At 60.4% G+C, this 21,225-nt stretch carries 15 protein-coding genes and 1 pseudogene; 10 read left to right on the forward strand and 6 right to left on the reverse strand.

What is annotated here, in order from left to right; translation table 11 throughout:
- From lepA to pdxJ, 6 genes are all read left to right on the forward strand, one after another.
- On the forward strand, positions 1-1,610 hold a 1,610-nt coding region (gene lepA, locus AC1DH9_RS01815; protein WP_477807713.1), incomplete at its 5' end, for a translation elongation factor 4.
- Between the two features lie 5 nt (positions 1,611-1,615).
- Complete coding sequence (gene lepB, locus AC1DH9_RS01820) at positions 1,616-2,470, forward strand: signal peptidase I (RefSeq protein ID WP_427545914.1); 855 nt, start codon at positions 1,616-1,618, stop codon at positions 2,468-2,470.
- A gap of 179 nt (positions 2,471-2,649) precedes the next feature.
- The gene (gene rnc, locus AC1DH9_RS01825; RefSeq protein ID WP_019691997.1) at positions 2,650-3,339 is read left to right on the forward strand and encodes a ribonuclease III; all 690 of its coding nucleotides are present in this window, start codon (positions 2,650-2,652) and stop codon (positions 3,337-3,339) included.
- Positions 3,332-4,234 carry a GTPase Era gene (gene era, locus AC1DH9_RS01830; protein WP_427545916.1) on the forward strand — a complete coding sequence of 301 codons (903 nt, stop codon included), beginning with the start codon at positions 3,332-3,334 and terminating at the stop codon, positions 4,232-4,234. The genes rnc and era overlap by 8 nt, the downstream gene beginning before the upstream one ends.
- 173 nt (positions 4,235-4,407) lie before the next feature.
- Positions 4,408-5,097, forward strand: coding sequence for a DNA repair protein RecO (gene recO, locus AC1DH9_RS01835; protein ID WP_477807714.1), 690 nt, complete (start codon positions 4,408-4,410; stop codon positions 5,095-5,097).
- 51 nt (positions 5,098-5,148) lie between these two features.
- Entirely contained in the window at positions 5,149-5,892 is a 744-nt protein-coding gene (pdxJ, locus tag AC1DH9_RS01840; RefSeq protein WP_427534426.1) for a pyridoxine 5'-phosphate synthase, read from the forward strand.
- 130 nt (positions 5,893-6,022) lie between these two features.
- Here pdxJ and mltF read toward each other — a convergent pair whose 3' ends face one another.
- Positions 6,023-7,483, reverse strand: coding sequence for a membrane-bound lytic murein transglycosylase MltF (mltF, locus tag AC1DH9_RS01845; RefSeq protein ID WP_477807715.1), 1,461 nt, complete (start codon positions 7,481-7,483; stop codon positions 6,023-6,025).
- A 193-nt stretch (positions 7,484-7,676) separates the two neighbouring features.
- Here mltF and purL point away from each other — a divergent pair.
- The 4 genes and pseudogenes from purL to AC1DH9_RS01865 all read left to right on the forward strand — a co-directional run.
- Positions 7,677-11,396 (forward strand): annotated as a pseudogene (gene purL, locus AC1DH9_RS01850) (phosphoribosylformylglycinamidine synthase); the annotation flags it as partial.
- 5 nt (positions 11,397-11,401) lie between these two features.
- Positions 11,402-11,713 carry a YqfO family protein gene (locus tag AC1DH9_RS01855; RefSeq protein ID WP_427545924.1) on the forward strand — a complete coding sequence of 104 codons (312 nt, stop codon included), beginning with the start codon at positions 11,402-11,404 and terminating at the stop codon, positions 11,711-11,713.
- 1,103 nt (positions 11,714-12,816) lie between these two features.
- Positions 12,817-13,206, forward strand: coding sequence for a DUF6124 family protein (locus tag AC1DH9_RS01860; protein ID WP_477807716.1), 390 nt, complete (start codon positions 12,817-12,819; stop codon positions 13,204-13,206).
- A 201-nt stretch (positions 13,207-13,407) separates the two neighbouring features.
- Positions 13,408-13,698, forward strand: coding sequence for a hypothetical protein (locus AC1DH9_RS01865; protein ID WP_427545925.1), 291 nt, complete (start codon positions 13,408-13,410; stop codon positions 13,696-13,698).
- Positions 13,699-13,872: 174 nt separating this feature from the next.
- Here AC1DH9_RS01865 and nagE read toward each other — a convergent pair whose 3' ends face one another.
- From nagE to AC1DH9_RS01890, 5 genes are all read right to left on the reverse strand, one after another.
- On the reverse strand, positions 13,873-15,588 hold the full coding sequence (nagE, locus tag AC1DH9_RS01870) for an N-acetylglucosamine-specific PTS transporter subunit IIBC (protein ID WP_477807717.1): 1,716 nt from the start codon (positions 15,586-15,588) through the stop codon (positions 13,873-13,875).
- 187 nt (positions 15,589-15,775) lie between these two features.
- On the reverse strand, positions 15,776-18,292 hold the full coding sequence (ptsP, locus tag AC1DH9_RS01875; protein WP_477807718.1) for a phosphoenolpyruvate--protein phosphotransferase: 2,517 nt from the start codon (positions 18,290-18,292) through the stop codon (positions 15,776-15,778).
- Positions 18,293-18,316: 24 nt separating this feature from the next.
- Positions 18,317-19,327: an SIS domain-containing protein gene (locus AC1DH9_RS01880; protein ID WP_427545946.1), complete on the reverse strand. Its 1,011-nt coding sequence runs from the start codon at positions 19,325-19,327 to the stop codon at positions 18,317-18,319.
- Positions 19,320-20,426: an N-acetylglucosamine-6-phosphate deacetylase gene (gene nagA, locus AC1DH9_RS01885; protein WP_427545931.1), complete on the reverse strand. Its 1,107-nt coding sequence runs from the start codon at positions 20,424-20,426 to the stop codon at positions 19,320-19,322. The genes AC1DH9_RS01880 and nagA overlap by 8 nt, the downstream gene beginning before the upstream one ends.
- Positions 20,427-20,456: 30 nt before the next feature.
- Positions 20,457-21,188: a GntR family transcriptional regulator gene (locus AC1DH9_RS01890; RefSeq protein ID WP_071551701.1), complete on the reverse strand. Its 732-nt coding sequence runs from the start codon at positions 21,186-21,188 to the stop codon at positions 20,457-20,459.
- Positions 21,189-21,225: the final 37 nt, after the last annotated feature.

Raw genomic sequence — 21,225 nt, forward strand, 5'->3', positions numbered from 1 at the left:
GGTATTACATCGCCCGTGATGGTATCAAGTACCAACTGAACTTCATTGACACCCCTGGCCACGTTGACTTCACCTACGAAGTCAGCCGGTCGCTGGCGGCCTGTGAAGGTGCCTTGTTGGTGGTCGATGCCGGTCAGGGAGTCGAGGCTCAGTCGGTTGCCAACTGCTACACGGCGATCGAGCAGGGCCTGGAAGTGATGCCGGTCCTGAACAAGATCGACCTGCCACAGGCCGATCCGGACCGCGTCAAAGAAGAAATCGAAAAAATCATCGGCATCGATGCCACCGATGCGGTCGAGTGCAGTGCCAAGACCGGCCTGGGCGTCGATGAAGTGCTCGAGCGCCTGGTACACACCATTCCTGCGCCGACCGGCAACATCGAAGATCCGCTGCAAGCGTTGATCATCGACTCCTGGTTCGACAACTACCTGGGCGTTGTTTCCCTGGTTCGCGTGCGCCACGGCCGCGTGAAAAAGGGCGACAAGATTCTGGTGAAGTCCACCGGCAAGATCCACCTGGTCGACAGCGTCGGTGTGTTCAATCCGAAGCACACTGCCACCGTTGATCTGAAAGCGGGTGAAGTGGGTTTCATCATCGCCGGCATCAAGGACATTCATGGCGCGCCGGTAGGTGACACCCTGACCTTGAGTTCGACGCCGGACGTTGACGTGCTGCCAGGTTTCAAACGCATCCAGCCGCAGGTGTATGCCGGTCTGTTCCCGGTCAGCTCTGACGACTTCGAAGACTTCCGCGAAGCGCTGCAAAAGCTCACCCTGAACGATTCGTCGCTGCAATACACCCCGGAAAGCTCCGATGCCCTGGGCTTCGGCTTCCGTTGCGGGTTCCTCGGCATGCTGCACATGGAGATCATCCAGGAGCGCCTGGAGCGCGAGTACGACCTGGACCTGATCACCACCGCGCCGACGGTTATTTTCGAGCTGTTGCTGAAAACCGGTGAAACGATTTACGTCGACAACCCGTCCAAGCTACCGGACCTGTCGTCTATTGAAGACATGCGCGAGCCAATCGTTCGGGCAAATATTCTTGTGCCGCAGGAGCACCTGGGCAACGTCATTACCCTGTGCATCGAGAAGCGTGGCATTCAACACGATATGCTGTTCCTCGGTAGCCAGGTCCAGGTGACCTACGATTTGCCGATGAACGAAGTGGTCCTGGACTTCTTCGATCGTCTGAAATCCACCAGTCGCGGCTATGCTTCGCTGGATTACCATTTCGATCGTTATCAATCAGCTAATCTGGTGAAGCTGGATGTATTGATCAACGGTGAAAAAGTCGACGCCCTGGCGTTGATCGTGCACCGTGACAACGCGCACTACAAAGGTCGTGCGTTGACCGAGAAGATGAAAGAACTGATTCCGCGGCAGATGTTCGACGTGGCAATCCAGGCCGCCATTGGCGGGCAGATTGTGGCGCGGACAACCGTCAAGGCACTCAGAAAGAACGTATTGGCCAAATGCTACGGTGGTGACGTTAGCCGTAAGCGCAAGCTGTTGGAAAAGCAGAAGGCCGGTAAAAAACGCATGAAGCAGGTCGGCAACGTGGAAATTCCACAAGAAGCCTTCCTCGCTGTGCTCAGGTTGGATAGTTAGGTCCTATGTCACTAAATTTCCCGCTGTTGCTGGTCATCGCCGTTTTCGTCTGCGGTCTGTTGGCGTTGCTCGATCTGATCTTTCTGGCGCCGCGTCGGCGTGCTGCCATTAGCTCTTATCAGGGCAGCGTCGGCGAGCCGGACATGATGGTGGTCGAGAAACTGAACAAAGAACCGATGCTGGTCGAATACGGCAAATCGTTCTTTCCGGTGCTGTTCATCGTGCTGGTCTTGCGTTCGTTCCTGGTGGAGCCGTTCCAGATTCCGTCTGGTTCGATGAAGCCGACCCTGGACGTTGGCGACTTCATTCTGGTGAACAAGTTTTCCTACGGGATCCGCTTGCCGGTGCTCGATACGAAAGTCATCCAGGTCGGTGATCCTCAGCGCGGCGATGTGATGGTGTTCCGCTACCCAAGCGACCCGAACGTCAACTACATCAAGCGTGTAGTGGGCTTGCCGGGTGATCAGATTCGTTACACCGCCGACAAGCGCCTGTTCGTCAACGGTGAGTCGATCGCCGAGCTGCTGGTAGGCTCCGAGCCGGGTACGTTGGGCAGTGCCGAGCTCTACAAGGAAAAACTCGGCGCCGTCGAGCACCTGATCCGCAAGGAAATGAGCCGCTACCGCGCAACCCCGGACCATCAATGGACCGTGCCTGCCGGGCACTACTTCATGATGGGCGACAACCGCGACAACTCCAACGACAGTCGCTACTGGGATGATCCAACTATTCCCAAGGATCTGCTGGGCATGGTTCCCGACAAGAATATCGTCGGCAAGGCCTTCGCGGTCTGGATGAGCTGGCCGGAACCCAAACTCAGTCACCTGCCGAATTTCTCGCGGGTTGGCCTGATCAAGTAATCACCCACGGCGCTGTTGAACACAGCGCCGAATGCATTTCTGGAGCCTGCAGAAGGTCACCGCAGATGCATGAAGCCAACGATATTCAGGATGTAATTTTTGAACACAGCGTTAATTGTCCAAGAGCCTAACAGCGTTGCTGTGATGGGCGTCGACCACGAACTCAGCGTGGGTAAACCGTGAGCGTCTCTTTAAGCCGTCTCGAGCGTCAGCTCGGTTATACCTTCAAGGACCAGGAACTGATGGTCCTGGCCCTGACGCATCGCAGCTTTGCCGGGCGCAACAACGAACGCCTGGAATTTCTCGGTGATGCCATTCTCAACTTCGTCGCCGGTGAAGCGCTGTTCGACCGCTTTCCGCTGGCTCGCGAAGGCCAGCTGTCGCGTTTGCGCGCACGCCTGGTCAAGGGTGAGACGCTGGCAGTGTTAGCGCGTGGCTTCGACCTGGGCGAGTACCTGCGCCTGGGGTCCGGTGAGTTGAAGAGCGGCGGTTTCCGCCGTGAATCGATCCTGGCCGATGCCCTCGAAGCGCTGATCGGTGCGATCTACCTGGATGCCGGCATGGACATGGCGCGCGAACGCGTGCTGGCCTGGCTGACGTCCGAGTTCGACAGCCTGACGCTGGTCGACACCAACAAGGATCCAAAGACCCGCCTGCAAGAGTTCTTGCAGTCGCGTGCCTGTGAACTGCCGCGTTACGAAGTGGTGGATATCCAGGGTGAGCCGCATTGCCGGACGTTCTTCGTCGAATGCGAAATCACCTTACTGAACGAAAAAAGCCGAGGTCAGGGTGTGAGTCGTCGTATTGCCGAACAGGTAGCGGCCGCCGCAGCACTGATTGCCCTGGGCGTGGAGAATGGCCATGACTGATTCAACTGCAACTCGCTGTGGCTATGTCGCCATCGTCGGCCGTCCGAACGTGGGCAAATCCACGCTGCTGAACCATATTCTGGGTCAGAAGCTGGCGATCACCTCGCGCAAACCGCAAACCACTCGTCACAACATGCTCGGTATCAAGACCGAAGGCGATGTGCAGGCGATCTACGTCGACACCCCYGGCATGCACAAAGGTGGCGAGAAAGCCCTCAATCGCTACATGAACAAGACCGCCTCGGCCGCGTTGAAAGACGTCGACGTGGTGATCTTCGTGGTTGATCGCACCAAGTGGACCGAAGAAGACCAGATGGTGCTCGAGCGCGTTCAGTACGTGACCGGTCCGTTGATCGTGGCGCTGAACAAGACCGACCGCATCGAAGACAAAGCCGAACTGATGCCGCACCTGAGCTGGTTGCAGGAACAGCTGCCGAATGCGCAGATCATTCCGATTTCAGCGCAGCATGGGCACAATCTCGACGCGCTGGAGCGGGTGATCGCCGATCACCTGCCGGAAAACGATCACTTCTTCCCGGAAGACCAGATTACCGACCGCAGCAGCCGTTTCCTCGCCGCCGAACTGGTACGCGAGAAAATCATGCGCCAGATGGGCGCCGAGCTGCCGTACCAGATCACCGTGGAAATCGAAGAGTTCAAGCAGCAGGGGAAAACCCTGCACATCCATGCATTGATCCTCGTCGAACGTGACGGTCAGAAGAAAATCATCATTGGCGACAAGGGTGAGCGGATCAAACGCATCGGCACCGAAGCGCGCAAGGACATGGAGCTGCTGTTCGACTCCAAGATCATGCTCAACCTTTGGGTCAAAGTGAAAGGCGGCTGGTCCGACGACGAACGCGCCCTGCGTTCGCTGGGTTACGGCGACCTGTAATCGCTTGATCCTGGATGCGTAAATTCCACTGTGGGAGCGAGCCTGCTCGCGATAGCGGTCTGTCAGTCAACATCTATGTTGAATATCAGGCCCTCATCGCGAGCAGACTCGCTCCCACAGTGGTTTAGGGCTGTCAGTAAAACTGCGCTTACCCATAGAGAGCTGCGATTTCCATGTCGACCACCGCTCCAACCGGCCAACCCGCCTACGTGCTCCATAGCCGCGCCTACCGCGAAAGCAGCGCGTTGGTGGATTTCCTCACGCCGCAAGGTCGGCTGCGGGCGGTGTTGCGCAGTGCGCGAGGCAAGGCCGGAACGCTGGCGCGGCCATTCGTGCCGCTGGAAGTCGAGTTTCGGGGGCGGGGCGAGTTGAAAAACGTCGGACGCATGGAAAGCGCGGGCGTTTCCACCTGGCTCAACGGTGAAGCGCTGTTCAGCGGTCTCTACCTCAACGAACTGCTGATCCGCCTGCTGCCGTCCGAAGATCCTCACCCTGCGGTATTCGATCATTACGCCGCGACCTTGTTGGCGCTGGCCGAAGGGCGTCCGTTGGAGCCCTTGCTGCGTTCGTTCGAATGGCGGTTGCTGGATGACCTGGGCTACGGCTTTGCGCTGAACGCGGATATCCATGGCGAACCTATCGCGCCCGACGGCCTGTATCGCTTGCAGGTCGATGCAGGTCTGGAGCGGGTTTACCTGTTGCAGCCCGGTCTGTTCAACGGCACCGAACTGCTGGCGATGGCCGACGCCGACTGGAGCGCCCCGGGTGCCTTGTCGRCCGCCAAGCGCTTGATGCGCCAGGCGTTGGCCGTTCACTTGGGCGGTCGCCCATTGGTCAGTCGCGAGTTGTTTCGAAAGCCGTAAGCCTGACGTGTATGCTGTGCACCGAACTTTCTCTTCTTCTGGAGCGCTTCCGTGACCACCAGCAATCGCATTCTTCTTGGCGTGAACATCGACCACGTTGCCACCCTGCGTCAGGCCCGGGGTACGCGTTACCCTGATCCCGTGAAAGCAGCGCTGGACGCGGAAGAGGCGGGCGCTGACGGCATCACTGTGCACTTGCGTGAAGACCGCCGGCACATTCAAGAGCGTGACGTGCTGTTGCTCAAGGACGTGCTGCAAACCCGCATGAACTTCGAGATGGGCGTCACCGAGGAAATGATGGCGTTCGCCGAGCGCATTCGTCCGGCGCACATTTGCCTGGTCCCGGAAACCCGTCAGGAACTGACCACCGAAGGCGGTCTGGATGTGGCGGGGCAGGAAGCGCGGATCAAGGCAGCGGTGGATCGCCTGGCGAAAATCGGCTGCGAAGTGTCACTGTTCATCGACGCCGACGAGCGCCAGATCGCAGCCTCGAAGCGCGTTGGCGCACCGGCCATCGAATTGCACACCGGCCGTTATGCGGACGCCGAGACGCCGACTGCGGTGGCTGAAGAACTGAAGCGCGTGGCGGATGGTGTGGCGTTTGGCCTGACGCAAGGCCTGATCGTCAACGCCGGCCACGGTCTGCACTACCACAACGTTGAAGCGGTTGCGGCGATCAAGGGCATCAACGAACTGAACATCGGCCACGCGCTGGTGGCGCATGCACTGTTCGTCGGGTTCAAGTCGGCCGTTTCGGAAATGAAAGCGCTGATCCTGGCCGCTGCAAAAGCCTAAGCACCAAACCCAAAACCCATGTGGGAGCGAGCCTGCTCGCGATGGCGTCTTACCATTCAACGAAGATGTTGGCTGAAGGACTGCTATCGCGAGCAGGCTCGCTCCCACATTTGATTGGGGGTTGTCCTGATTAAAGCGGTGGGTTTTCTTCAGGCGGCTTGGTCTTGTCGATGCCCGGCACATGCAGGTTACCTTGCACAACCTGCTCGCCCTCAAGCTGCGGCTGCGTGACCCACGTCAGGATGTCGTAGTAGCGCCGGATGTTCGCCACAAAATGCACCGGCTCACCGCCGCGGGCGTAGCCATAGCGGGTTTTGCTGTACCACTGTTTCTGCGACAGGCGCGGCAGGATCTTTTTCACGTCCAGCCACTTGTCCGGATTCAGCCCTTCCTTGGCCGCAAGTTTGCGTGCGTCATCCAGGTGACCGCTGCCGACGTTGTRGGCTGCCAGCGCAAACCATGTGCGATCCGGCTCCTGGATCGAGTCGTCGAGTTGATCCTTCATGTAAGCCAGGTACTTCGCGCCGCCCATGATGCTTTGCTTGGCGTCCAGGCGATTGGACACGCCCATGGCCTGCGCGGTGTTCTGGGTCAGCATCATCAAGCCGCGAACGCCGGTTTTCGAGGTGACCGCCGGTTGCCACAGCGATTCCTGATAACCGATTGCGGCGAGCAGCCGCCAGTCGACTTTCTCTTCCTTGGCCGAGGCCTTGAAGTGCTTCTCGTACTTGGGCAGTCGTTGCTGCAAGTGCTGGGCGAAGGTGTAGGCGCCCATGTAGCCAAGTACATCGACGTGCCCGTAATAGCGGTCTTTCAGCCGTTGCAGGGTGCCATTCTTCTCGGCCTTGTCGAGGAAGTCGTTGATCTCGTTGAGCAGGCTGTTGTCATCACCGGCGGCCACTGCCCAGCTCTGATTGCTGGCGTCGCCCAGGTCGAAGGCGACCCGCGCGTTAGTGAAGTACACCTGGTTCATCGCGACTTCGTTGGAGTCGACCAATGTCAGGTCGATCTGGCCTTCATCGACCATGCGCAGCAGGTCAACGACCTCAACCGCGTCGGATTCTTCGTATTCAATGCCGGGGTATTTCTTTTTCAGCGCGGCCAGTTGGTCGGCGTGGGTGCTGCCCTTGAGCACGATGATCTTCTTGCCGACCAGATCGGCTGCCGAGGTCGGCCGGGACTGACCGTTGCGGTAGATGATCTGTGGGGTGACTTCCAGATACGAGTGGGAAAACCGCACTTGCTGTTTGCGTTTCTCGCTGCTGACCAGACCGGCAGCAGCCAGCACCGGGCCGCCAGGTTTGCCTAGCTGACCGTAAAGGTCGTCGAGGTTGTCCGCGGTTTCGATCTTGAGGGTTACCCCCAGATCGTCGGCGAAGCGCTTCACCAGCTCGTATTCGAAGCCGGTTTCACCGTTGCGATCCTGAAAGTAGGTAGCGGGGCTGTTGCGGGTAACCACAYGCAGCACGCCATCCTCCTTTACGCGCTCCAGTGTGTTGGGTTTATCAACACAGCCACTGAGCATCAGGAAGAGTCCGGTTGCGATGAGCCATTTGGCGAATCGCGGACGCAAAGCCGTTGGGGAAAACATCTGCGCAGTATACGCAAAGGACCACGACCGCCATATCTCGACAGTAGAGGGCTTGTCTGCTAGAGCGTGCACAACCCGGCGCAAGCCCGCAAGAACAGGCATTCGGGCCTGACTGTGACAACAAAAATAACCCCTGGCGCGCACCTTGATGGGCATGGGTTATAGGCTTTGAGCCCCGGACCGACGTTCGGACTACGGCCCTAGTGTTCCGGTACAAGAGCCGACCGGCCGTCTGTTCCTGGTGTTGCCACGTTTCGGCACCATCTCGCCCTGGTCGAGCAAGGCCAGTGATATCGCACGCAACTGTGGCCTGGCGAAAATCCAGCGCCTGGAGCGTGGTATCGCTTTCTACGTGACCGGTGAATTCACCGACGCACAAGCACAGCTGATCGCCGACGGTCTGCACGACCGCATGACCCAGATCGTGCTGGAAAACCTTGAACAGGCGGCTGGCCTGTTCAGTCACTCCGAACCGAAGCCGTTGACGGCGATCGACGTTCTGGGTGGCGGTCGCGCTGCACTGGAAACCGCTAACGTCGAGCTGGGCCTGGCCCTGGCGGAAGACGAGATCGACTACCTGGTCAACGCCTTTATTGGCTTGAAGCGCAACCCGCACGACATCGAACTGATGATGTTCGCCCAGGCGAACTCCGAGCACTGCCGTCACAAGATCTTCAACGCCAGTTGGGACATCGACGGCGAGAGCCAGGAAAAAAGCCTGTTCGGCATGATCAAGAACACCTACGTGATGCACAGCGAAGGCGTTCTGTCGGCATACAAGGACAACGCTTCGGTGATCGTCGGCTCTGTCGCCGGCCGTTTCTTCCCGGACCCTGAGACCCGCCAGTACGGCGCGGTGCAGGAACCGGTGCACATCCTGATGAAAGTCGAGACGCACAACCACCCGACCGCGATTGCCCCGTTCCCGGGTGCTTCCACCGGCTCCGGTGGCGAGATCCGCGACGAAGGCGCTACCGGTCGCGGCGCCAAGCCAAAGGCTGGCCTGACCGGTTTCACCGTGTCCAACCTGCAAATCCCTGGCTTCGAACAGCCGTGGGAAGTGCCGTACGGCAAGCCTGAGCGCATCGTTACCGCGCTGGACATCATGATCGAAGGCCCATTGGGCGGCGCTGCATTCAACAACGAATTCGGCCGTCCGGCGCTGACCGGTTATTTCCGTACCTTCGAACAATCCATCACCACCCCGCGTGGCGATGAAGTGCGCGGTTACCACAAGCCGATCATGTTGGCCGGCGGCATGGGCAACATCCGTGAGGAACACGTCAAGAAAGGCGAAATCCTCGTGGGCTCCAAGCTGATCGTGCTGGGCGGCCCGGCGATGCTGATCGGTCTGGGCGGCGGCGCGGCTTCCTCCATGGCCACCGGCACCAGCTCGGCCGACCTGGACTTTGCTTCGGTACAACGCGAAAACCCGGAAATGGAACGCCGTTGCCAGGAAGTCATCGACCGTTGCTGGCAACTGGGCGACAAGAACCCGATCAGCTTCATCCACGACGTGGGTGCAGGCGGTCTGTCCAATGCCTTCCCGGAACTGGTGAACGATGGCGACCGTGGTGGCCGCTTCGAACTGCGCAACATTCCAAACGACGAGCCGGGCATGGCCCCGCACGAAATCTGGAGTAACGAATCCCAGGAACGCTACGTCCTGGCGGTCGGCCCGGCCGACTTCGAACGCTTCAAGGCAATCTGCGAACGTGAGCGTTGCCCGTTCGCCGTTGTCGGCGAAGCGACTGCCGAGCCGCAACTGACGGTCACCGACAGCCACTTCGGCAACAGCCCGGTCGACATGCCACTCGAAGTGCTGCTGGGCAAAGCCCCGCGCATGCACCGTTCAGCTGTTCGTGAAACCGAACTGGGCGACGATTTCGATCCGTCGACCCTGGCCATTGCCGATTGCGTCGAACGCGTTCTGCATCACCCGGCCGTGGCCAGCAAAAGCTTCCTGATCACCATCGGCGACCGCACCATCACCGGCCTCGTGGCCCGTGATCAGATGGTCGGCCCGTGGCAGGTTCCAGTGGCTGACGTTGCCGTCACCGCCACCAGCTTCGACGTCTACACCGGTGAAGCCATGGCCATGGGCGAGCGCACTCCGCTGGCCCTGCTGGACGCTCCGGCGTCGGGTCGCATGGCCATCGGCGAAACCCTGACCAACATCGCGGCCTCGCGCATCGGCAAGATCTCCGACATCAAACTGTCGGCGAACTGGATGTCGGCTGCCGGTCACCCGGGCGAAGACGCGCGTCTGTACGACACCGTGAAAGCGGTCGGCATGGAACTGTGCCCGGAACTGGGCATCACCATTCCGGTGGGCAAGGACTCGATGTCCATGGCCACGCGCTGGAATGACGAAGGCGTCGACAAGACGGTGACTTCGCCAATGTCCCTGATCGTGACCGGTTTCGCGCCAGTGACTGACATCCGTCAGACCCTGACCCCGCAACTGCGCATGGACAAAGGCACCACCGACCTGATCCTGATCGACCTGGGTCGTGGCCAGAACCGCATGGGCGCTTCGATCCTCGCTCAGGTTCACGGCAAGCTCGGCAAGCAGGCACCGGACGTCGATGACGCCGAAGACCTGAAAGCCTTCTTCGCGGTGATCCAGGGCCTCAATGCCGACGGTCACCTGCTGGCTTACCACGACCGTTCCGACGGTGGTCTGCTGACCAGCGTGGTGGAAATGGCCTTTGCCGGCCACTGTGGCCTGAGCCTGAACCTCGACGGTCTGGCAGAAACTTCTGCCGACATCGCCGCGATCCTGTTCAACGAAGAACTGGGTGCTGTCATCCAGGTTCGTCAGGACTCGACACCGGACATCCTTGCTCAATTCAGCGCCGCAGGTCTGGGTGACTGCGTGTCGGTGATCGGCCAGCCGATGAACAACGGCGAAATCAGCATCACTTTCAACGGCGACACCGTGTTCGAAGGTCAGCGTCGTCTGCTGCAACGTCAGTGGGCTGAAACCAGCTACCAGATCCAGCGTCTGCGTGACAACGCCGACTGCGCCGAACAAGAGTTCGACGTGCTGCTGGAAGAAGACAACCCGGGCCTGAGCGTCAAGCTGAGCTACGACGTGAATCAGGACGTTGCCGCGCCTTACATCAAGAAAGGCATTCGCCCACAGGTTGCCGTACTGCGTGAGCAGGGCGTCAACGGTCAGGTGGAAATGGCTGCAGCGTTCGACCGCGCCGGTTTCAACGCGATCGACGTGCACATGAGCGACATCCTTGCTGGCCGTGTCGACCTGAACGAGTTCAAAGGTCTGGTGGCGTGCGGTGGCTTCTCCTACGGTGACGTACTGGGTGCCGGTGAAGGCTGGGCGAAATCGGCGCTATTCAACAGCCGTGCTCGCGACGCGTTCCAGGGCTTCTTCGAACGTACCGACAGCTTCACCCTCGGTGTGTGCAACGGTTGCCAGATGATGTCCAACCTGCACGAGCTGATCCCGGGCAGCGAGTTCTGGCCGCACTTCGTGCGTAACCGTTCCGAGCAGTTCGAAGCCCGTGTGGCAATGGTTCAGGTTCAGGAATCGAACTCGATCTTCCTGCAGGGCATGGCCGGTTCGCGTATGCCGATCGCCATCGCTCACGGTGAAGGTCATGCCGAGTTCGCCAGCGAAGAAGCGTTGCTGCAAGCCGATCTGTCGGGTTGCGTGGCGATGCGTTTCGTTGACAACCACGGCAAGGTTACCGAGCGCTACCCGGCTAACCCGAACGGCTCGCCGCGCGGGATCACCGGTTTGACCAGCCGTGACGGTCGCGTGACGATCATGATGCCGCACCCGGAGCGGGTGTTCCGTGCCGTGCAGAACTCGTGGCGCTCGGAAGAGTGGAACGAAGACGCGCCGTGGATGCGTATGTTCCGTAACGCTCGTGTGTGGGTGAACTAAGCGCTGTGTACAAGCTCAGTTTTTTTGTTCCTCAGAGCCATGTGGAAGTGGTCAAGAGTGCTGTGTTCGCTGCCGGTGGTGGGCGGATCGGTGCTTATGATCACTGTTCGTGGCAGGTGCTTGGGTTGGGTCAGTTTCGGCCTTTGGACGGTAGTCAGCCGTTTATTGGTCAGGCGGGGCTGGTCGAGCAGGTTGAGGAATGGAAGGTTGAGCTGGTGGTCAGCGATGAGTTGATGGGTGCTGTGGTGGCGGCTCTGAAGCAGAGTCATCCCTATGAGACGCCGGCTTACGAGGTATGGCGGTTGGAGGATTTCTGATCGTCCCGCCGTTGAAATGAGAAACCCGCTGAAGTGTTTTCAGCGGGTTTTTTATTGCCCGGGATTCCATGAATGCACTCGTTCCACTGTGGGAGCGAGCCTGCTCGCGATAACGGCCTGATAGCCGACCCATCTCCCGCAGATGTACACCAATCAAAAGTGTGACAGCTGGCTTGCCTGCAAAGGCGGCCTGACAGCCGACCAATCTCTCGCAGATGTACCCCAATCAAACCTGTGGGAGCTGGCTTGCCTGCGATGGCGGCCTGACAGCCGGCCTATCTCCTGCAGATGTACACCAATCCATTGTGGGAGCGAGCCTGCTCGCGATGGCGGCCGGACAGCCGACCAACCTCTTGCAGGTGTACATATCCATTYCTGCGGTAACGGCGGCTGGCGGTTTCGCCCTTACGGCGACTCACTTTTTTTACAAGCGCCTAAAAAAAGTAAGCAAAAAAACGCTCGCCCCAAGCGTACGGCACCTCGCCTAGGCTCGGCGTTCCCTCAYTCCGGTGTCCATCAGGGGGCATCGCCTACGGTCTGCTGCGCGACGACCTCCTCTCGATGTGTCCGRCTGCGCCGTACGGCGCTGCGCGCCCACCCCCTGATGAACACCTCCACTCGGCCTCCCGAAGGGGCGGGTGGATCAAGATCAAAAGCCACAGCACGGCGGCCTGACAGCCGGCCTGAGTGGTAAGAGCGCGTACGGCTTAGATCTCGTTCCCACGCGCAGCAAAGGAATGCCGCCAGGGACGCTCCGCGCTCCGCTTCGCGAATGGACACTGAGTGTGGGGAATGACTGTAGGAGCAAGGCTTGCCCGCGATGGCGGCCTGACAGCCGACCTGAGCGGTTGGATGCTGCGCTTGGGAATGGCACTTGTGTAATGCCCGTAGGAGTTGAGTCGAACTCGCCGACAGCATCACGGGAAACACAGAAATCTCCGACAAGTCTTTAGGGTTGCCCCTCGGAAGCACGGCCTCTAGCCTTTGAACGTCGCTGCCTATTCAGCGATCGGGACTGCAAGCCCGCAAAATTCGTTAGGCGCTTACAGGCGCCGCATCTACAACGGATGTCGGTCGCTCCAATATTTCTCAGGAGCTCCACAATGATCAAAGACAACTCCAACCCTCCCGAACACGACGACGTCTCCCCCTACGAATCCCTCGATTCAAAAAAGCTCCACGACGCCGCCCACCGCGCCCTCGATCATTACCTGAAACCCACCCTCGCCAAACTGCGCTTCAGCGATCTGCGCTCAGACCGCTTGTTCAGCGTTTCACCCGATGTGGGCCTCGAAAGCCTGTTGGCCAATGCCTCGGAAGATCTGGCCTCGGTCAAGGTGATGGCCGCCGACCTGGCATTCGAGATCGAAGGTTCGCGACGTAGCGTGGCGTTGGCGATTTGCCGGATGGTCGATGGTGCTTTGTTGTTGGTGGACAAGGCGCTGGATKATTACAACCCGTCGGAGTCGGACCAGTTTTACGTCAAGGAATAGCGGCGCAGCAGGTCATTCATGCGGCGTAAAACAAAAAAACCGCTGAACCGGAAACGGTCAGCGGTTTTTTATATTGGGAGAGAGTCAGGCCTACCGCTGGTCTGATTTATGTAGCTACCTGTAAGTTCTGACAGTTGTGGGCGGTGGGTGGATCAGGCTTTATAAAAATTCATAACCGCACATCCAAAAGGAAGTACCACCATGACTTCAGCGCAAATATTGGGAAATACATTTTTGATTTCTGACGCTAACGGAGAGCCTATTCCTGACGGTGGAATAACCAAAGCAGGACTAGTGATGTTTAAGGGGACGACAGAACCGGGTCACAAGGTCGAAGTATCTGATGATAAAGGTCTTAGATTTAGCGTTACGGAGCCTAACTCTAAGCATTGGGGGCCAATAGGACTACATTTTGCGGTAGGAGATTATAAGATCAAGATTAAGTTCTATCATGGAGACGTGACTCATACTTGGTCCTTTACTGTGAAGTAATTGCAAGTAATAGCTGAATCGCTTTCTATTACCTGAATAAATGAAAAAACCGCTGAACCGGAAACAGTCAGCGGTTTTGAATCGCGTCCAAAGGCTCGCAGCCTGCGGCAGCTCCTGCATTAACCACACTCCCCCGAATGTGGGAGTTGCCTCAGACTGCGATCTTTTAAAGTGCTAAACCTTCGCACTCACCTCACTACGATTCACCAACCCCTCCAGCGCCTCACTCAAACTCAACGCCTTGTCACCAATCAACAGATGCCACACGCCACCGTCCAGTGCACTCACACCCTGGCAACCCAAGTCCCTGAGCTGACACTCCGACAGTGCTTTCCCGTCCGCCAGTTGCAGGCGAATCCGGGTCATGGCCACGCAATCGAGTTGCAGCACGTTGTCGCTGCCACCCAGGGCGTTCAGCCATTTCTGCGCTTCTGGTGTCTCCACAGGTCCTGCTTTTGGAGTTTCTTCGACCACCACAGCAGCCGCTACCACCGCAGCACCCGCCGTCGGCATGGCCTGGCGAATTTCATCGGCAATGCTGTCGGCCAGCGGTCCGACTACTACCTGCAAGCTGCCGCCCTTGCCGGGGCGAACCACGGCCATGGCGCCGAGGGCTTTCAATTCGCTGTCCGAGGCTTTGTTGCGGTCGACCATTTCCAGGCGCAATCGCGTGGTGCAAGCGCCGACGGTGATCAGGTTGTCAGCACCGCCCAAGGCTTGAATATAGGCCCCGGCGCGTTGATTTTCGCTCAGCACCACCTTCTCACCGACGACGACACCTTCACGCCCCGGGGTTTTCAGGTTGAAGCGGCGGATGCAGAAGTCGAACACCACGTAGTAGATCACCGCGTACGCCAGGCCTACCGGGAACACCAGCCAGCCGTTGGTGGACTTGCCCCAGCCCAGCGCCATGTCGATGGCGCCGCCAGAGAAGGTGAAGCCCAAGTGAATGTTCAACGCATTGGTGATGGCCATCGCCATGCCAGTCAGCAGCGCGTGCAGTAAATACAGCAGCGGTGCGAGGAACATGAAGGCGAATTCGATCGGTTCGGTGACGCCCGTCAGGAACGAGGTCAGGGCCATCGACAGGAAGATCCCGCCCATGACTTTGCGGCGTTCCGGCAGGGCGTTGCGGTACATCGCCAGGCAGGCGGCGGGCAGGCCGAAGATCATCATCGGGAACATCCCGGTCATGAACTGGCCGCCCTTCGGGTCGCCGGCAAAATAGCGTGCCAGGTCGCCGGTGACGATGGCGCCGGTGGTCGGGTCGGTGAAGCTGCCGAAGATGAACCACGCCATGTTGTTGAGGATGTGGTGCAGGCCGGTGACGATCAGCAAGCGGTTGAACACGCCGAAGACGAAGGCACCGATGCTGCCGCTTTCCAGCAGCAGTTGGCCGAAGCTGTTGATGCCGTGCTGGATCGGTGGCCAGATCAAACCGAAGATCACGCCCAGGCCAACGGCGCTGAACCCGGTGGCAATCGGCACGAAGCGTCGGCCGCCGAAGAACGCCAGGTATTCCGGTAGCTTGATGTCCTTGAAGCGGTTGTACAGCGCGCCGGCCATCAAGCCGCTGATGATCCCGGCGAGCATGCCCATGTTGATGCTCGCATCCAGCACTTTCAGTGTGGAGACCATCACCAGGTAACCAATCGCACCGGCCAGCCCGGCGGTGCCGTTATTGTCCCGGGCGAACCCGACGGCGATGCCGATGGCGAAGATCAGCGCCAGGTTGGCGAAGATCACTTGCCCGGCGTCGTGGATGATCGCAATGTTCAGCAAGTCGGTGTCGCCCAGACGCAGCAACAGGCCGGCAATCGGCAGGATCGSGATGGGCAGCATCAGTGCCCGTCCGAGGCGCTGCAAGCCTTCGATGAAGAGTTGGTACATGGCGTATCTCCCTGTGTTCTTGTTKTTCTAGGCTCTGTACGAAAACTGCCTGCGTGTCGATCATGCTGCGTTAAAAACAGGCTCGGAATGCTCATTTACAACCCGTAAACTCCGCTTCCTCGCCTGTTTTTGCCTTGCCTGATCGCCACTCGGCGAGTTTTCGTACAGACCCTGGTCGCTGTTGTTTTCAGCTCAGAGGCCAATGTTGATGACAGGCGTGACGCACCGCCGTGGCGCTGCTCAGGTTGAGCAGGGTGGCGCTGAAGCGCTGGCAGTCGGCGGCGTCCAGTTGGCGGACGCGTTCCTTGATTTCACCGACTTGCGGCGGGCTGACGGACAGCTCGCGGATACCCAGGCCAATCAGCACCGGGGTCGCCAGTGGATCGGAGGCCAGTGCACCGCAAACGCCGACCCAACGCTGATGCTTGGCGGCACCGATGCAGGTCTGGGCGATCAGCCGCAGCAGCGCCGGGTGCAGGGCATCGACCCGTGCAGCGAGACCGGCGTGGTCGCGGTCCATGGCCAGGGTGTATTGGGACAGGTCGTTGGTGCCAATGGACAGGAAGTCCGCGTGTTCCGCCAATTGCTCGGCGAGAAGCGCTGCGGCCGGGACTTCGATCATCACCCCCAGTTCAGGACGCTGCGTGAGCGCAAGCTCGGCGCACAAGGCATCGAGGCGTTGGCGGATGTACAGCAATTCGTCGACCTCGGTGACCATCGGCAGCAAAATCCGGCAGCGCTGCAACGGGCTGACTTGCAGCAGCGCACGTAATTGCTGGTCGAGCAGTTCCGGGCGTACCTGGGCCATGCGGATGCCGCGCAGGCCGAGCACCGGGTTGGCTTCGGCCGGCAGCGGCAGGTAGTCGAGTTGTTTGTCGCCGCCGACGTCGATGGTGCGGATGATCACTGACTTGTCGCCCATGGCATCCAGCACCGCTTGATAGGCCTGACGCTGTTCCTGTTCATCCGGCGCGGTCTGCCGATCGACGAACAGAAACTCGGTGCGCAGCAGGCCAACGCCATCGGCGCCGCCTTTCAACGCATCAGCCGCCTCATTGCTGGAGGCCACGTTGGCCRCGACTTCGATCCGCAGGCCATCGCGGGTGTGTGCCGGGTTGTGGGCTTGCGCTTGTTGGCGTTCGCGGCGTTGCAGATGTTCACGCTGGGCCTGGGCGACTTGCTCCAGGCGTTGGCTGTCCGGCGTCAGCTCCAGGCGTCCGCCGTCGGCGTCCAGCACCACCGACTGGCCTTGCGGTTGATGGAGCAGTGAGGCGCTGAGGGCAACCAGGCACGGCAGGCCTTTGCCACGGGCAAGAATTGCCACATGGGAGGTCGCGCCACCTTCGGCCATGCACAGCCCGGCGACGCCTTGCTGGCTCAGTTGCAGCAAATCGGAAGGGGTCAGTTCATGCGCGGCGACGATAGCGCCGGCCGGTACGTCGTAGTGCCAATCCTGACCGAGCAGGGCGCGCAGCACCCGTTGCCTGAGGTCGCGCAGATCATTGGCACGTTCGGCCAGCAGCGGGTTGCCGAGCTGTTGCAACACCTCACATTGCACCTCGATTGACTGGCTCCAGGCGTGAGTGGCGGCGCTGCCCTGATCGATCGACTGGATGGCCGCTTCAAGCAGCGCCGGGTCTTCGAGCAGCGCCAGGTGGGCGGCGAAAATCTGTTCCTCCTCGGTGTGTTTGTGCTTTTTGGCGTGGGACAGGGTTTCGCGGATTTCGCTGCGAACCCGTTCCAGCGCACGGTCGAGGGCTTGCAGTTGTTCTTCGGCGTTATGCTTGCCGGTGTCTTCCGGCAGAGGGATGGCCGCCAGTTGGAACAGCGGGCCGCCGACCAGGCCCGGCGCGGCACAGACACCATTGAGCACGCCGGCTTCGGCGGTACGGGTACGCTGGGCAATCGGTGTCGGTGCGGTCGCGTGGCTGTCGTCGTTGACCGCCGTGGACAAGGCGTTCAACAAGGCTTGCAGCGCCGCCTTGGCGTCCGCGCCCTTGCAACTGACTTGAACCTCGTCCTGCTCGCCAATCCCCAGGCCCATCAGCCCGATCAGGCTGTCGCACGACGCCGATTTACCGGCGAAATGCAGCTGCGATTTACTGTTGAACAGGTGCGCGGTCTGGCGGATCAGCGCTGCTGGCCGTGCATGCAGGCCGCCGCGATGGATGATGCGAATGTGCCCGTGAACCTCGGCACCTGAGCTGTCCGCCTCGGCCTGTGCGCTGTGGGTGGTTCTTGGCACGATGTGCAACAACGGCTCGCCGACCTTGACCGATTTGAGGGTGATCGGCAGCACCTGAAAGTCTTCGCTGTTGGTCAGGATCAACAGACTGATCAGGCTTGTGCAGCCTTGCGCGACCTGGTCCAGATCAAAGCGCAGCAGCGCCTGGCCATTGCTGACGCGGGTGCCTTCCTTGACCAGCATCGAGAACCCTTCGCCCTGCAACTCGACCGTGTCCAGGCCCAGGTGCAGCAGCAGTTCGGCGCCGTTGTCGGCGCGCAGGGTTACGGCATGGCCGGTGCGGGCAACATGCACCACCACACCGGCACACGGAGCGTGAAGGGTGTTGTTCAGCGGGTCGATGGCGATCCCGTCACCCATGGCGCCACTAGCGAACACCGGGTCCGGAACCTTGACAAGCGTGAGCACCGGGCCGCTGAGCGGGGCGCTGAGGGTCAGGTCTTTATTGTTGTTATGCATGGCGCGGTACTCGATTCGGGCGTGTTAGTGGGTGCGGGTCACTTTGCTCAAGTGACGCGGCTGGTCCGGGTCCATGCCACGGGCGACCGCGAGGCCGGCCGCCATGACGTAGAAACTCTGGATGGCGAGAATCGGGTCCAGCGCCGGGTGCTCGGCGCGGCTCAGCGTCAGGTCGCGTTCGCTGACGTCATCCGGGGCGGCCAGCAATACGCGGGCACCACGTTGACGCATCTCGGCGGCGAGGCTCAGCAAGCCAGCCTGTTCGGCGCCGCGCGGGGCGAACACCAGCAGGGGGTAGTTGTCGTCGATGAGTGCCATGGGGCCGTGTTTGACTTCGGCGCTGCTGAAGGCTTCGGCCTGGATCGCCGAGGTTTCCTTGAGTTTCAGTGCCGCTTCCTGAGCAATCGCGAACCCGGCACCACGGCCGATCACCATCAAGCGTTGGCAGTCACGCAGTACGTCGACCGCCAGGCTCCAGTCCTGCGTGGCGGCGTCGCGCAATCCTTCTGGCAGCGCGAGGCCGGCTTGCAGCAATTCGGCGTCCTGCTTCCAGTGGGCGATCAGCCGCGCGCTGGCGCTGAGGGTGGCGATGAAACTTTTGGTCGCGGCGACGCTGCTTTCGGTACCGGCGCACAGCGGCAGGCTGAATTCACAGGCGGCCTCCAGTGGCGAGTTCTCGGCATTGACCATCGCAATGCTCAGGGCGCCCCGTTTGCGCAGCAGACGCAGGCTGTTGACCAGATCCGGACTTTGCCCGGACTGCGAGAACGCGAATACCGCCTGACCGCTGACCTTCAGCGGCGCTTGCTGCATGGTCACCACCGACATCGGCAACGATGCCACCGGAATACCCACGTGCTGCATGGTCAGGTAGGCGAAGTAGTTGGCGGCGTGATCGGAACTGCCGCGTGCAACCGTCATCGCCACTTGCGGCGGCTGACGGTTCAGGCGCCCGGCGATCTCGATCATCTGCGGATCCAGTTGCTGCAACTGAGCGTCGACCGCCTTGTACGAGGACAGCGCCTCTTCAAGCATTTTTGAAGTCAATGTCTTCTCCTTCGACCATTACGGCGGTCAGTGTGAGTGAGCGATCCAGACGCACGCAGTCAGCCCAGGCGCCGGGTTGCAGGCGGCCGCGCTCATGGATGCCGAGATAATCGGCGGGGAATTGCGACAGCCGTTGCGAGGCCTCGGCCAGTGGCAGGCCGATCTTCACCAGGTTGCGCAGCGCCTGATCCATGGTCAGGGTGCTGCCGGCCAGCGTGCCGTCGGGCAGGCGCACGCCGCCCAGGCATTTGGTCACGGTGTGGCTGCCGAGCTTGTATTCGCCGTCCGGCATGCCGGCGGCGGCGGTGGAATCGGTGACGCAATACAGGCATGGGATCGAGCGCAGGGCCACGCGGATGGCGCCGGGATGCACGTGCAGCAGGTCGGGAATCAGTTCCGCGTACTTGGCGTGGGCCAGTGCCGCGCCGACGATTCCCGGTTCGCGGTGATGCAGCGGGCTCATGGCGTTATAAAGGTGGGTGAAACTGCTGGCGCCGGCCTCCAGCGCTGCGACACCTTCTTCGTAGCTGCCCAGGGTGTGGCCGATCTGCATGCGAATGCCACGGTCACTGAGGGCGCGAATCAGTTTGTCGTGACCGGCGATTTCCGGGGCAATGGTGATCACCCGGATCGGCGCCAGCGCCAGGTAGGCTTCGACTTCGGCCATCAGCGCGGTGTGGGCAAAGTTCGGTTGTGCACCGAGTTTTCCAGGGTTGATATACGGGCCTTCAAGGTGCACGCCGAGTACCCGGGCGCAGCCTTTCGGGCGCTGTTCGCAGAACTCGCCGACCTCGGCCAGTACCCGGGAAATTTCTTCCGGCGGCGCGGTCATGGTGGTGGCCAGAAGCGAGGTGGTGCCGAAACGCACGTGGGTTTTGGTGATGGTGTCGAAGGCCGGCGTGCCTTCCATGATGTCCTTGCCGCCACCGCCGTGAACGTGCAGGTCGATGAAACCCGGCAGCAGGTAAGGCAGGTCGTTGTCTGCCGGATCGCACGGCTGACCTTCGATGCGCACGATCTTGCCGTGTTCATGGATCAAGCGACCGCGGATCCAGCCTTGGGCGGTGAGGATGTTGTCTTCGGACATCAGTAATTCTCCGGCGTCGTGGCGCAGGGCTTAGCGACGCAGTTCTGCGACAAAGTCGTAGTAGTCATTGCGGCAATAGGTGTCGGTGACTTCGATCGGGGTGTTGTCTTCGAGGTAACCGACCCGGGTCATCAGCAGCATGGCGGTGCCGGGGGCGATGCCGACCAGCGCGGCGAATTCGTCCGAGGCGTTGATCGCCTGAATGTGTTGCAGGGCGCGCACCACCGGTTTGCCGATGCCGTCGAGGTATTCGTAAAGCGAATCACCGACCGCTTGCGGCTGGGCGATGATCGAGGCGGGCAGGGTGCTCATCTCGATGGCCATCACGGTGTCGTCGGCTTTACGCAAACGCTTGAGGCGCGCGACTTTGTCGTAGGGCGAGAGCGCGAGGCGGATCAGTTCTTCGTGGGTCGGCTGGGTGATTTCCCGCTCCAGCCATTGCGAACTTGGCACGAAACCTTTGAGGCGGAGCATTTCGCTGAAACCGGACAGCCGGGACAGCGGTTGTTCGAGGCGTGGAGTGATGAAGGTGCCGGAGCCTTGGCTGCGCCGGATCAGGCCTTGCTCGAACAGCACTTCCAGCGCCTTGCGGGCGGTCACGCGGGAGATGTTCAGCATTTCGCTGAGGTTGCGTTCCGACGGCAATGCCTGTTCGGCTTTCCACTGGCCGGCATGAATCGCCGCTTCCAGGTTGCGCGCCAGTTGCAGGTACAACGGCGTTGGCTGGGTGTCGTCAGGGCGCAGGGCCAGGATGTGATTCATGGGTGCAGGTCCGATGGGGATAGTGGAGTGTTGTTGC

Source organism: Pseudomonas sp. 05T35, from assembly GCF_056396605.1.

Bases quoted from the DNA above. Each gene is read 5' to 3' on its own strand.
- lepB (WP_427545914.1), top strand. From the start codon at position 1,616: ATGTCACTAAATTTCCCGCTGTTGCTGGTCATCGCCGTTTTCGTCTGC.
- AC1DH9_RS01865 (WP_427545925.1), top strand. From the start codon at position 13,408: ATGACTTCAGCGCAAATATTGGGAAATACATTTTTGATTTCTGACGCT.
- AC1DH9_RS01880 (WP_427545946.1), bottom strand. From the start codon at position 19,327: ATGCTTGAAGAGGCGCTGTCCTCGTACAAGGCGGTCGACGCTCAGTTG.
- nagA (WP_427545931.1), bottom strand. From the start codon at position 20,426: ATGTCCGAAGACAACATCCTCACCGCCCAAGGCTGGATCCGCGGTCGC.
- AC1DH9_RS01890 (WP_071551701.1), bottom strand. From the start codon at position 21,188: ATGAATCACATCCTGGCCCTGCGCCCTGACGACACCCAGCCAACGCCG.